Genomic DNA, 13,760 nt, shown 5'->3' on the forward strand with positions numbered 1-13,760 from the left:
CCATTATGAAGTTATTCGATTTCTGCGCGCATCCTGCGCGCATTCATGGATGCCTAATTGAAGCGCCTTTACAGGGTGTTTTTATCGGTGAAATTTGTTTTATTGAGCGTTCTCTTACGCAGCCCGATATTATTGCGAGAGCGCAGGTTGTTGGTTTTAAAGAGGGGCTCACAGTACTGAGTTTAATCGGTCGCGCACAAGGTTTAACGCGAGAAGTGGTTATTCGTCCGAGCGGTTACCCATTCGTATTTGAAGTGGGTGAACATTTAGCGGGTAAAATTTTTAATGCGGCAGGAGAGCAGGTTGGTGCGTTGAGTGAAGACATTTCCGAGCCAATGTTGCTGAATACAAAATTACTACGCATTGATAGTCCGCCTGCGAGCGTGACACAGAGACGACCTGTTTCTGAGCCGATGGTAACAGGGGTACGTGCGATTGATAGCCTACTAACATGTGGCTTAGGCCAGCGTATTGGTATTTTTGCCGCCGCAGGTAGCGGTAAAACCTCATTAATGAACATGATCATCAACCATGCTCATGCAGATATCCATGTCGTTGCTTTAATTGGTGAGCGAGGTAGGGAAGTTATTGAATTTATTGAAGAGTTAAAGGAGTCACCCCATGCAGGACAGACAATTTTAATTTATGCAACTTCAGACAGCCCACCGATTGAGCGATGTAATGCCGCGTTGCTTGCGACTACGATTGCTGAATATTTTCGTGATAGCGGCCGTAATGTATTGTTATACGTCGATTCAATGACTCGATATGCGCGAGCGTTGCGTGACGTGGCTTTGGCTACCGGAGAACTACCCGCTAGGCGTGGTTATCCTGCGTCTGTTTTTGAACAGCTTCCTATGTTATTGGAGCGACCAGGGCAACTAAAGCATGGCTCGATTACTGCTTTTTATACGGTGTTATTAGAAAGCGAAGAAGAAGCTGACCCGATAGGTGATGAAATTCGCTCAATTCTGGATGGTCATATTTATTTGAGCCACAAATTGGCAGGACGTGGGCATTATCCTGCGATTGATATCTTACACAGTATTAGCCGCGTATTCCAAAAGGTGACGACTCCAGAGCATCGCCGGTGTGCAATTGATTTGCGTGACATGATCTCAAGGCTTGAACAAATTCAGCTTTATCTTGAGCTAGGGGAATATCAACGTGGTGAAAGCCATGAAAATGACCGAGCTTTAGATAAAAAAGAGCAAATTGAAGGCTTCTTAAAACAAGCCATGGATGAGCCGATGAATTTCGACAACATGTTAAGTATTCTCAATGAATTGGCATCTTAATGATCTCTAATTTATTGGTTTTAACTGAGCGACGTTTTGACCGGACATTACAAGAACAATCGCAATTAAATTCAATAATAAAGCAACAGCAACAACAATGTATGGATATTCGCCAGCGTATTTCAGTTTTGGCGATACAGGCCGCATCTTATGAAAAATCAGAAGAATTAAGTCGAGCCGCTTTTTGGGAAAGGCAGCGATTGAAGGCGGTGGTTTTAGCGGAAATTGCCCAATTTGAATTTCAAATAGAAACCCTATCAGTCGAAATATCAAAAAATAAAATATTGCAGTCTGAAATTGCTAAACGTGTTTTTATTTTACGTAATAAGTGCGAGAAATTCCGAAATTATCTCAAGCAACAACGTATAGCAAGAAGGTTAAAATCAGAGCTTCAGCAACAAAATGAAATTGAGGAATTATTCGTACATGTCAGTAACAAAAGCGAGCTCATATGAAAATACACATCGTGTGGTGGCCGAAGAAAATGGCATATCATCAACATATAGCACCACTGAATTTAGCCATAACAATATAGCTAAAAGAATGGCAAAAGCAGCGAACGACAAAAATATGTTGGTGCTCTTCGAACATAAGAAGAAGAATCAGCAAAAGGATGCATCTCCGTTCTTAACTGTAGCCCCTCCTTCTATGCAACAAACATCGCAATTAAGTAATTTAGCTAAGGGGATTATTACATATAAAGAGAGCACATATATTGATGAAGGCATCCAGACAGCAGGTCAAAATAAAGAATTCAACACTAAAGGAGTTGAGTCACTAATCAGTCACTATGTATTTACGGAGGATAATAGTGAAAATATTAGTCACATTACTAGCACACCTGCCGTTGATCTTATCGATATATTAAATAAATCAGACATTGATAATAATCTGTCGGTGACGTCGACTATTCCAGTTGAACAAAATATTGTCGATGAAGATGAGACTCCGTTATTTAACACTATGATGGTTGCCTTTCCATTACAGGACATTCAGCAGCGAGAAAAGGGGAAGGCTAACGACCATTCAGGTCAATACGGAAAAAGTAAATTTCAATTAAGTGATGAGATCCAGCTCAATATGGAAAATTCGTTGGCGGAGTTAGCATCTAAGAGTGCTTTAGAGCCAACATCAAAAGAGTTAAAACCGCAGATTAAAACCGGGCAAGAGCATATTAAACATGCAATTGAACCTGCTAGCCATCCTCATATTGACGAACAGCCTTTTACAGAAAATAAGCTAGTTATACAGCCAGTTGCATCATCGGAAACCTCTTCTTCATATGATAAGAAACGGGTTTCATTACCTGAAAACGCGACAAATAACTTCTCTGACACAACGCAAGATACGATGGTTTCTCCACAAACTACATCTGTAGAAGAGATGGAGTCGCCTACCAATTTTATGGCAACGGTTTTTAATGGGGCGATGTCCTCGTCTGAGCCAGTACAAGCTACACAGCCGAAGCAAGAGGTGCACCGAATACCAGAGCTGATAGAAAATAATCCACTTTTAGGCGAAAGCAAACAGCTGAAAGCGGTATCCCGTAGTCTCACTTACACCTTTAACCAGTGGCAAAGTAGCCCATCAGTGACATTTGAATTAGCATCTAAAGGGGAGTTCGTTGCCTCGACAGCGAGTCAAGAAGTTCAATTGGCATTGAATGAAAATAAGCATTTATTGAACCATGAAACTAGTGTGCATATTCAACGTGAAGATGAGCGCCAGCAGCATCGAAACCGACAGCAGCATGACCAACCGCAAGAAGAAGATTAATTATGTTGAAGATTCGACGGATCAGCTCTCAAGAAAAACAACTTAAAATTTGGCAGCAATGTTACCCAGTTAATGTACAAATAAAACAAGCTAACCGCAGTATTCGTTATTTCCAACTATCGCTAGTAAGTGAAACACAAAAAATAAATGCATTAGTTGCTGTTGAAAGTTGGTGTCAATATCGTTGGCCTAAATTGGTTCATTATGCATGGAATTCATTATCAACAAATCAGTTATGTGAACTGTTTGCTTCTGAATATATTGGAATGACATTTTTCTCCCAGTATTTCCGTTGTGAATCTGTCGAGATAGTTGATGATATACGCATCAACTATCAGCCTTGGTTAATTGCGAAAGAAGCGAATCTTGGAGAAGTATTATTAGCAGAGCCAATTGAAGGTCTCGAAAAAAAGCAGCGAACCAATCAGATATTTGGTCATTTAAAACTGCAAGCTGATTGGATATTAGGATATAGCTATATCAGCGCCAAACTTTTACAAACCATAGAATTACGTGATGTGTTGAGTATCCAACAATTACAGTTAAATATGTCTGTTACAGGGCAGGTACTAGCACAATTTCAAAAACAAGAAGAAGGACTATTTATGATTGAAGAATTGATGGCACCAGAAGATGAAGAAGAGTTAGTATTTTCTGAAGAAGATGGAGTGCAAGAAATTGTACGTCCCTTTAATGTAAAAGAAATGAATATCAAATTAACCTTTGTTTTAGGCCATAGTGATATTACTGTTGATGAGCTTTCAAAAATGGAGCCTGGTTATATTTATTCTATTGGTGAGAATAAAGAGCGTGAAGTTAAAGTCTATGCTAATAAACAACTGATTGCGGAAGGCGAGCTTATTTATATTGGCAATAGTGATGAGTTAGGTTTAGAAATCACGCATATTGTAAGCTTGGGAGATAAAAGAGTTTAATATGCCAACAATACCAGATGGAATTCCATTATTAGCGATTATCGCATTCTCTACATTACTACCATTTATTATTGCTGCGGGAACCTGTTATTTAAAAATATCTATTGTATTAATTATGGTTCGTAATGCAATGGGGGTCCAACAAGTTCCTTCTACCATGGTTTTAAATGGCATTGCATTGCTGCTTTCTATTTTCGTCATGATGCCAGTATTACAGGATGTGAATAATCATATGCGACAAGAGCATGTTGATTTTAGTAATGCCGAGTCAATCGATAATTTTGTTGATAATGGATTGGGGGGATACAAAGCTTATTTGAAAAAATATTCAGATCCGCAGTTAGTAACATTTTTTGAATCAATACAACAAGGTCGAAGTGAAGAGGATGTGACTGCTGATGAAGGTGAAGCTACACTGTTTTCTTTATTACCTGCTTATGCATTAAGTGAGATTAAATCAGCCTTTGAAATTGGTTTTTATATTTATTTACCTTTTGTGGTGGTTGATTTAGTTATTTCCAGTATTCTATTGGCACTTGGTATGATGATGATGAGTCCAGTGACAATTTCTATTCCAGTTAAATTAATTTTATTTGTTGCAATTGATGGTTGGTCACTAATTTCTAAAGGGTTAGTGATGCAGTACATTGAATTAGCGCAGCACTAAAGCGAATAATATTATGGATCAAATTGTTTATTTAAGTAATAAAACGATGTTATTAATCGTTATATTATCTGCAATACCCGTAATAGTGGCGACTGCGGTGGGGTTATTGGTAGGGTTGCTGCAAACCGTCACGCAACTTCAAGAGCAAACCTTACCTTTTGGTATAAAATTATTAGCTGTTTTTGGTTCGCTATTTATGATCTCAGGTTGGTTATCCGATAAGGTAATGAATTTTGCATTAGAAACCTTAAGTGCAGCGATCCCCGCTATTGGGCTATTCGGATGAACCAAGAAATACTATCGCTGATGTCCTCACTCTATTTTGTCTTTCAAGAGGGGTTGATAAAAATAGCGTTAGCTTGGTTAAGAATTGCACCGGTGATGTTTTTATTGCCTTTCTTAAGTAATAAACTACTCAATGGTGGAATTATTAAAAACTGCGTAGTGGCTTATATTGCGTTAGGTTTATGGCCCTTTTTTTCTTCTTATGAAATACAATGGGATGAAATTAACTTCGTTGATGTATTTATTTATGAAATTTCGATTGGACTCGTATTAGCGTTGATATTAGCTTTGCCTTTTATGATAGCCAATGTGATTGGCGAGTTAATCGATACACAGCGGGGTGAAACTATTAGTAGTATTGTTGATCCGGCAAGTGGTTCAGAAGCATCAGAGCTGGCGGTCTTATTGAGTCATATCACTTGTATGGTATTTTTAGCTCAGGGAGGAATGTATCAACTCGCTAATATATTCGCACAAAGCTATCAGTTATTACCCTTTGCTCATGGATTTACTTCATTTAATAGCCTCCCTTTAGGGGCGTGGTTAAATAAGATGGTAGTTAATGGCGTTGTTTTGACTGCACCAATATTAGTGACATTATTTATTACAGAGGTTGCTCTAGGGTTATATTCGCGTTTTTGCCCTCAATTAAATGCGTTTTCGTTATCTTTGGCAATAAAATCAATCATCGCATTTTGTGTGTTTTTACTTTATTTTCATAATGAAGTCCCTGACATATTAGTGAATATGATTTCAATTTCACCGCTACGAGATGTATTTATTTCCTCTTAATTGCTACGAGTATAAATATGGCTGAAAAAACAGAAAAGCCTACCGATAAAAAAATTAGAGATTCAGCTAAAAAAGGGCAAAGTTTTAAGAGCAAAGATAGTGTTGCGGCAATTGTATTAGTAGTAAGTGCATTCGTTATTGATGGCATCTCTAGTTTATATGAACTGGGTGGGTTAATGCGTAAAATATTTTTATCTCCAACGGAAATAAAAATTGATGCATTACTTTGGCAATTTTTCACAATATTTTTAAGTATTGTTTTACCCGTTCTATTTGTTTGTTTTTTATCTGGTACGATAATTTCTTTATTGCAAAGTCGATTTAGATTGGCTAGCGAAGCAATAAAAATTGATTTTACCAAATTAAACCCAATTTCAGGTTTTAAAAAAATATTTTCATTAAACTCATTGAAAGAATTAATTAAGGCTATTCTGTATTTGATTGTCTTTATTGTGTCAACACTAGTCTTTTTTATTGTTTGGCGGAAAGATATTTTTATGCTCTACCGAACTATGATAAATGGGGTTATTAGTCAATGGGTTGACCTGTGTGTAACATTTATTGTGGTTTTTCTTGCGGTTGCCCTAATAATTATATTAGTTGACGCAATAGCTGAGTTCTTTTTGTATATTAAGAATTTAAAAATGGAGAAGCAAGAAGTAAAAAAAGAATATAAAGATAATGAGGGAGATCCTCATATAAAAAGTGCGCGTCGAGGAATGCATCAAGAATTACTGTCGGAAGAGGTTAAATCAAATGTCCGTAATTCAACATTTGTAATGGCAAATCCAACGCATATTGCATTACTTATCTATTATGACTCCAGTATTGCACCATTACCTTTTTTATTTTCTAAAAGTAAAGGCCTGCAAGCAAAAGCAATTATTAAATACGCAAAGCAACAAGGTGTTCCAGTTATTAGAGATATAGTCCTAGCAAGGCAAATATGGAGGTCATATAAGAATGACAGCTTTATCGATGAAAAAGGTTTAGAGGATGTTATGCAAATAATATCATGGTTGATGCGTATAGAATTAGTAAAAATGGGCATCGATATTGATAAAGCGTTGGAACAAATGGCTGAAAATGAGATGGATTCACAAAACAATAGCACTCTTAATTAATAATTTATTTATTACTTAAATCGTTTTTTTAAAGAAAGAACTAAATGGGTTAATTATGATGCAAGCATAAAGTGTGCGTTATGTATTGCATATCAACAATAAGGTAAATATATGAATAATACGGAAACAGAGTGTTTTCAAAGCGCTGACATGGAAGGGTTACTTGATAATATCACGTCTGCATTAATGGATGGGGCGACTTATAAAGATATTCACGGGATCCCACAGAGCACAATGGATGGCATTTATTCCTATGCATACGAATTCTATCAGCAAGGTAAATTAAAAGAAGCAGAAACTTTTTTTAGATTTTTAAGTATTTATGATTTCTATAATACAGACTATGTGATGGGGCTGGCGGCTGTCTATCAATTAACGAAGCGATATGACAAAGCAACTGAATTATATGCTCTCGCATTTGTATTGGCGAAAAATGATTACCGCCCACTTTTTCATGCAGGGCAATGTAATTTAATGATGAAAAAAAGTAGTGCGGCAATTCATTGTTTTGAGAGCGTTGTAAAAAGTAGTACCGATGTTGATTTACAAAATAAATCTCAAGCTTATTTAACCGCATTGGAAAAGAAACTAGAAAAACAAGTTTAGAAAATAAAAACCTAATATGAAGTAGAGGAAATTATATGGTTCAAATTACCAATTCAAGTAATGAACGAATAAATAATATTCATACATTTCTACAAGGCAGTAATCCTATTGGATTAGGGGATGATTGCCTCAAGTCGGTATTGGTTTTGGAAATGGCGTGTGAGGAGTTAACGTCAGCAGAGCAGATGAAGCGTAGCCGCATTGAGAATGCACCACAGTTACCGGCACCCAAAAACAATTTATCCGTTATGTTCAAGGCAGCCGCGGCAAAAGAGGAAAAACTATCACTAAAGGAAAAAGGATTTAACGCATCTTCAGTACTCGTTGAGAGCCTTTCAACATTACGCCAATTATTACATGAAGGAAATATTAGTGAGTTAGCTAATCGTCTCCAATTGTTGAATATAGAATCAAATTCACTTCGAGAAAAAGGGAATGATTTATTAAATTCTTTTTCAAATAATACGAATAAAGCCAGCGAACTTAATAATGAAGTTAATGCGTTAAAACAAGAACGTGTTGAAAGTAAAGAGCGTTTAGCGAGTCTTCAGTCTCAGCAAGGCGGCAACCAAGAAGAGATTAGCCTGCAAATTAAGGCGGAAAATACAAAGATTACCAGTTTAGGGACTAAAATTGATAACTTGCTTGAGTTAGCTGGTAATTATGCGAAAGACGCGAATGAAGATGCCAAGAAACTCAATCAATTTGTAGAAACAGCACCACGCCGCGTTGAGGTTGATGGTGAAAAATGGGAAAACACTCTGGCATTGCTCACGATGCTAACAGCTCAGCTGAAAAAATCGATGAATGAAGATTCGATTCGTAATATGAAAGAGCAAGAAGAAGTGATGGCAACCATCAATGAAGCTACCCGAAAAGACTCAGATAAAAAGGCCAAAGAAGCGGAAGAAGCCCAGCGTAAAGCTGATGAAGCAAACAAAGCGGCCTCTTGTGCCAGTAAAATTTTTAGCTATGTGATGCTTGCCGTGTCTGTTATCGCCACCGTTGCGACGTTTGGTGCCGCTGCACCATTAACGCTTGCAGTTGCTGCTATCGGTATTGCTATTTCAGTGGCTGATATTGTTTTAGAAGAAACGGGGCAAAGTAGCCTTATGCAGATGCTAGCAACGGAAATTTCTAGTGCTGTTACCGACATGTTGATGGCTTTTGGTGTTCCTGAGGAAAAAGCGAAACAAATTGGGAGTATTGTTGGAATGATTTTGGCCGCAATCGCATTCCTAGCCCTCTCATTAGCTTCTATGTCATCTTTTGTGAAAAACATCGGTAATGTTGCTGGCAAGGTAGTAAAAATGCTGGCTAAAAATGCAGGGACATTATTGAAAAGCATCATTAAGTCGATGCCAAATAGTTTGATGAGTGCCTTAGGTAATATCGCAAATGGAGCCGGAAAGGTAGGGAAATCGGCAGATGACATGGTAGTACTTACTAAGTTTAGCAAGTTGGCAGATAGCATTGATGACTTACAGCAAGCCGTAAAAACCACCACTAAGGTCGCTAAAAAAGCCGATGACATGAAAGATATTGCGAAAGCGGCAGATAAAGTCGCAGACCAAACTGACAATGTCACGGGTATCACTAAAAACTCAGATAAAACCGTAAACACGGTTAAAACTCAAAGTGTTGCAGCGGCTCGCCTCGAAGTAGGAATGAAGGGAACCGGAGCGGCATTAACGGTTGCGAATGCGGCGACAACCGGAGGGCTAAATTTGCATGCGGCGGGCCAAATTAGAGATATGAAAGAAATGCTTGCAGGGATGATGCTTAACAATGAAACCATTCAAGCGCTGGATGAATTATTAAAAAGCTTATTGAAATCCATGTCTCAACATTATGAGATATCTGAGGAAATGTTCAGTGGAATGCTGACGTCATTAAATCATTCAGGTCAAGTGAAAGCCAATACACTGAAAACCGCCCGCTTTGCATAATTAATATAGGAATTTATCAAATGAGTCTTAATATTCAATCAGAACTAAGTAATCCCGTTTTACGTCGTAATCCTGTTAATTTTGGTGACGTTTCCCCAGTAACTAACAGTAATACAAAAGCAGTAGCCACTCCTTTACTGCAGGGAGTGCAATTAAATGATGTGCACACCGTGGCATCAGGGCCTGAGATGCAGATGGACAAGCCATTATTAAAAGTAACTCAATTTTCAATACATGATGACCAGATGCTTGCGGATATTTCTGCGTTAACGAACTCCGATAAGTTAGCCACATTGGATGATCTTCATACCTTCCGAACACTAACGCCAGAAAATATTCAGCAGGCAATTGGCAAGGTGTTAACAGAAGAAAAAAGTCATATTGAACAGCTTATTGGAGATGCTCAGTTACCAGATGAAGCTGATTTAAAACAAATGTCCCAAGCCGTTCAAGTTTTGATTGCCAGTAGTTTCTTCAAAGATTCACCTTCAGGGCGGGTTGATAGTGGTAATAAAGGTCAAGAACCTATTGATAGTATTAAGAATAACTCGTTTGTTGGAATTATTAGTAATGATTTACTGGTGGAGCTGTCGAAAATTATCCGCAAAGTGATGGCAGAAATCAATATTTCAGACCGGCGTATTAGTGCGGAATTTCTGCAATTAAATGCCAAAATGGTACAAGCTTCTGCAGACTCAACAATTCGTGAAGGGAAAGAAACATTTAAAGGCGCGATGATGGGCTTCTTTACTTCTCTCGCGATTACTGCTGCGGGCAGCGCTTTCCAAGCAAGAGGGCTGCGCCAACAACACCAATCGATTAAAAATAACTTAATACCAGGAAATCAAAACATCAGTGGTGCAAGTAAGTTATCTGGGTTAAATGGCAACGTGGGAAGCGATGCAACGAAACCGAATACCTTGAGTTTAGTGGGGAAAGATGGCTCAACAGTGACGCTGAGTAATCAAGCGACACAAAGTCAAAAGAATCTTGCAAGCCAAAGAATTGAAGAAGCAAGCAAACGTACGAAAGATTTGGGGCTGTCACAGCATGAAAAGCACGAGCAAGTCATGAACAAATCTCGCGTGCAAATGGGCGTGGCAGAGCTAGCCTCTCGAATGTCAGATAACGCGGGTCAATTAGCGACAGCGTCAAATCAAGTTAATGTGAAATCGGCAGAAGCGGATAAAATGATTGAACAATCCGTGGCAGACACTGCACGTTCAGTTTACTCCGATAAAGATAAACAAATTGATAAGAGCCAGGATATTGCGAAACAAATGCAAGAGCATTTACGTGAAATTCGTGAAGGTAGCCTAAGAACAATGCAAAGTATGGTAAGAGGCTAAAAGCTATGGGTTGCTGTAATAGTAGCAGTCTAGATAGTTTCTTTGAATATCAGCCGATGACGGAATTGGTTCCGACAAAGCAAGAACCAATTCCCATTCATGAGGAGAAAACTGCGTCTGATAAATTACATCAACTCTATCTACAAATCCTTGATAAATTAAATCAAATTCAATATTCGGTGCCAGAAGAGACTTATCAGCAGCAACAGAAAAATCATTCTCCTAAAGAGATTCAGCTTAGAGCGAATACTCTGGAACTCGAAAATAAATATGTGAATGATACTTATGCGGAGGCTAAGGCATTAAGAGCGACAAGAAGAGTGGAAACTCTCGAAGATGGCCGCTCGCATATTAATGGGCTGACTGGGTTGATTGATAATATTCATACGGATTATCAGAAAAAATACGGTGAATTAGTGAAAGCATCAACTCAATATATGCAAGATATGAACATGGCATTGGGTACTATTAGTCGTCATATTTCCGCTGGGGATGATAATAAAATTCATTTTAAACCAGGGGAATATCTGGCCTCGATCGATAAAATTTTATCAAAGTATACAAATAAGCATTATCCAGATGATGGTGGGTATGGTTCGTATTTTAATAATTGGGATGTTAAATATAAAGAGACTAACGAGTTATTAAGTATTGACTTCACACCTGAGGCGTACACTTTTTGGAAAAAAAAACTGGATGGTCAGGGGTTTGTTGTTAGGAAGCACGACCAAAAAATTCAAATTTACCCGGATTTAGAATATATCCAGGAAACTTATAAAATAGTTCGTAGAACCTCTGGTATTTGGCATGGTAGTGATATTTTGTCACAAGAATTCCAAAGCTTACAAACAGCCATTGATAGTCAAAAAAATGCGATTAATAGCTCAGTATCACGTTTATTAGAAACCTTTCGACAAGATAATAGCCACTTTGAAACCTTAATCCAGTTACTTATTCAACTCTATAAAGATTTACAGCAATATAATAATGGCTACGTCAATATGTAATGTCAGAATTGAATTTTGCCTATAGAGTGAAATTTGATTTTTATTTAATTTTATATTAATCAATAAGGAGAGGTGATGATGAACATTGAACGTAATAATATACCTATGTCACCTGTTAATAATTCATTATCTGCACCTGAAAATAATAAACTATTTTCAAGAAATATAAATTCAGTTAATAATACAGGTCAGGAAGCTCTTTTTCCTGTCAAAGAAAAAGGTATTAATAAAATATATGATATTCCAGGTGATAATAAAGGGTTGCATCCTAGTAATCAGGATTTGCAGGCGAATATAGTTAAATCGCTATTAAGCGAGAAATACCCTGATATTAGTTTGGAAATGATAACCAAAACCCAAAATTTAGGGGCTGATGGCTATTTAGAAGAAAAAGAGTTGCAATATATTTCTAAAAATATATTTGTTGTTTTGACATTGTTAACTGATGAGGAAATTAAAAAGTCAAATATATTAGACTGTATGGCAAAGTTAATTAAGAAAGTTAATAATAGTAGTGGTAAAGACACTAAGCAGATGGTTAAATCATTGAAAGAAGTGTTTGAAGCAATGCCTTTTAATAATATCTGGAGTGAAAGAAATATTTATGATTTGTCTCAACGTCTTTTTAATAAATATGTTAAGCCTAAAGCTAAAGAAAAATTAACATCTTTGTTAACTGAAAAAACCATCGAAGAATTCCCGATCGATAAATTATTTGTTAATTTTCTTTTTAACACAAAAAATGAATTAATTATGGAAGCGAAAAATCAGCTGAAAAAACATAAGTCTGATGGATCAGTTGATAAACACTTACAGCTAGATATTATATTTTCGGGGGTGGAACAGTATCTTGAAACTATGAAGGAGTTAACTGTTTCTATAAAAACGGATGATGAGACTGAAAATACGGCAGCTCCAAATCCAGATAAAAAGATCAAACCAGAGGATAGCGTGGATGGTGGTAACGAAAGTATTTCTGATGACAACAAAGAAGCGCCCTCTCCGCCAACTAAACCTATAACGGTTAACTTTAACAATATCTATAATGTGATGCAGGGGACTGCAAACACAAATACAAATACAAATACAAATGATAAACATGTAGATCCTAAAGAGCAGCAGGTTGAAGGTAACAATCAAGAAAATGGTCAAGTCGCTGATCAACAAATGATAGATGATATGGCACTGGATGGAATGAATAAAAAACCAGCAATAGATTTTAATGTTTTATTGGGGATAAAAGATGCAGCCAAAGAAACAAAGCCTAATGTAGACCCAATAAGACAAGAAGCCCTTTTGGAATCCCGGCCTTTATTAGTGAGGAAATCAAATACTATTGCTCAGGAGCAGCTGAACTATTCAGCACCTTCAAGGCAGGAAACTACGTTTTCACCTAATACTTATCAAAAGGACAAAAATAACCGCTGGGTACTCAAAGAGCAAAAAGATCAAAAAGCGGTGACATTATCGGCAAATGGCGCACTCACCCGTAATTTATCAGATAAGGCAATCTACCAAGGCGACCGTGAAGCAGTTAAAACAGTCGTGGATACTTACTCACATATTCCAAATACGGGTAAGCCAGTGACGTTAACTGAAAGAGGTGCGTTAACGCGTGACCAAAGCAAGAAAGACGCTTACACCACACCAGAGTGAGAAACCAATTGAAAAATGAACAAACAGACATTCACTGGCAATGGCTTTCAGAGCAAATTCAATTCATACGGACTTATTCGGGCATCGAAAAGGCCCTTACGATAGATTCTGAGTTGATCTGTGATGTCCATATTGATTCGCTGGAAATGTTAGAGTTGATAGCGGCTATCGAGCAGTATACAGAGCAGCCAATTCACGATGCAGTTTGGATGAAATGGCATAATTTACGAGACATTGTCGAGTACCTATTGAGTGTCAAATAAAAACAGAAGGCCACGGTATTTAACCGAAGCATAAAAGAATAGCCCCTATAGGC

General features: G+C 37.5%; 14 protein-coding genes. All 14 read left to right on the forward strand.

Going from position 1 to position 13,760, the window contains the following annotated elements; translation table 11 throughout:
- Window positions 1-5: 5 nt before the first annotated feature.
- The 14 genes from sctN (at window position 6) to PR809_RS06795 (ending at window position 13,707) form a co-directional block, all read left to right on the forward strand.
- Window positions 6-1,298, forward strand: a complete 1,293-nt coding sequence (gene sctN / locus PR809_RS06730; protein ID WP_206276895.1) for a type III secretion system ATPase SctN — start codon at window positions 6-8, stop codon at window positions 1,296-1,298.
- Window positions 1,298-1,753 (forward strand): hypothetical protein, encoded by a 456-nt coding sequence (locus PR809_RS06735; protein WP_102138759.1) that lies wholly within the window; start codon window positions 1,298-1,300, stop codon window positions 1,751-1,753. Before sctN ends, PR809_RS06735 begins: the two co-directional genes overlap by 1 nt.
- Window positions 1,725-3,074 carry a SpaN/EivJ family type III secretion system needle length determinant gene (locus PR809_RS06740; protein ID WP_206276894.1) on the forward strand — a complete coding sequence of 450 codons (1,350 nt, stop codon included), beginning with the start codon at window positions 1,725-1,727 and terminating at the stop codon, window positions 3,072-3,074. The genes PR809_RS06735 and PR809_RS06740 overlap by 29 nt, the downstream gene beginning before the upstream one ends.
- 2 nt (window positions 3,075-3,076) lie before the next feature.
- Window positions 3,077-4,009: a FliM/FliN family flagellar motor switch protein gene (locus PR809_RS06745; protein WP_166266098.1), complete on the forward strand. Its 933-nt coding sequence runs from the start codon at window positions 3,077-3,079 to the stop codon at window positions 4,007-4,009.
- Between the two features lie 10 nt (window positions 4,010-4,019).
- Window positions 4,020-4,676, forward strand: coding sequence for an EscR/YscR/HrcR family type III secretion system export apparatus protein (locus PR809_RS06750; protein WP_181490130.1), 657 nt, complete (start codon window positions 4,020-4,022; stop codon window positions 4,674-4,676).
- 13 nt (window positions 4,677-4,689) lie between these two features.
- A complete protein-coding gene (gene sctS / locus PR809_RS06755; protein WP_004262998.1) occupies window positions 4,690-4,962 on the forward strand; it encodes a type III secretion system export apparatus subunit SctS in 273 nt (90 codons plus the stop codon).
- On the forward strand, window positions 4,959-5,753 hold the full coding sequence (sctT, locus tag PR809_RS06760) for a type III secretion system export apparatus subunit SctT (protein WP_206276893.1): 795 nt from the start codon (window positions 4,959-4,961) through the stop codon (window positions 5,751-5,753). The genes sctS and sctT overlap by 4 nt, the downstream gene beginning before the upstream one ends.
- Before the next feature lie 17 nt (window positions 5,754-5,770).
- Window positions 5,771-6,877, forward strand: a complete 1,107-nt coding sequence (locus tag PR809_RS06765) for an EscU/YscU/HrcU family type III secretion system export apparatus switch protein (protein WP_206276892.1) — start codon at window positions 5,771-5,773, stop codon at window positions 6,875-6,877.
- A 111-nt stretch (window positions 6,878-6,988) separates the two neighbouring features.
- Complete coding sequence (gene sicA, locus PR809_RS06770) at window positions 6,989-7,483, forward strand: type III secretion system translocator chaperone SicA (protein ID WP_102138765.1); 495 nt, start codon at window positions 6,989-6,991, stop codon at window positions 7,481-7,483.
- Between the two features lie 35 nt (window positions 7,484-7,518).
- On the forward strand, window positions 7,519-9,432 hold the full coding sequence (sctE, locus tag PR809_RS06775; RefSeq protein WP_166266096.1) for a type III secretion system translocon subunit SctE: 1,914 nt from the start codon (window positions 7,519-7,521) through the stop codon (window positions 9,430-9,432).
- A 20-nt stretch (window positions 9,433-9,452) separates the two neighbouring features.
- The gene (locus tag PR809_RS06780) at window positions 9,453-10,781 is read left to right on the forward strand and encodes a type III secretion target, IpaC/SipC family protein (protein ID WP_206276891.1); all 1,329 of its coding nucleotides are present in this window, start codon (window positions 9,453-9,455) and stop codon (window positions 10,779-10,781) included.
- A gap of 56 nt (window positions 10,782-10,837) precedes the next feature.
- Window positions 10,838-11,788, forward strand: a complete 951-nt coding sequence (locus tag PR809_RS06785; RefSeq protein WP_166266091.1) for a hypothetical protein — start codon at window positions 10,838-10,840, stop codon at window positions 11,786-11,788.
- A 75-nt stretch (window positions 11,789-11,863) separates the two neighbouring features.
- On the forward strand, window positions 11,864-13,444 hold the full coding sequence (locus tag PR809_RS06790) for a hypothetical protein (RefSeq protein WP_272524495.1): 1,581 nt from the start codon (window positions 11,864-11,866) through the stop codon (window positions 13,442-13,444).
- A complete protein-coding gene (locus PR809_RS06795; RefSeq protein ID WP_272524496.1) occupies window positions 13,441-13,707 on the forward strand; it encodes an acyl carrier protein in 267 nt (88 codons plus the stop codon). Before PR809_RS06790 ends, PR809_RS06795 begins: the two co-directional genes overlap by 4 nt.
- The last annotated feature ends 53 nt before the right edge of the window (window positions 13,708-13,760 follow it).

Source organism: Providencia sp. PROV201, assembly GCF_028479545.1.
In the GTDB taxonomy this organism is placed as follows: domain Bacteria; phylum Pseudomonadota; class Gammaproteobacteria; order Enterobacterales; family Enterobacteriaceae; genus Providencia; species Providencia huaxiensis.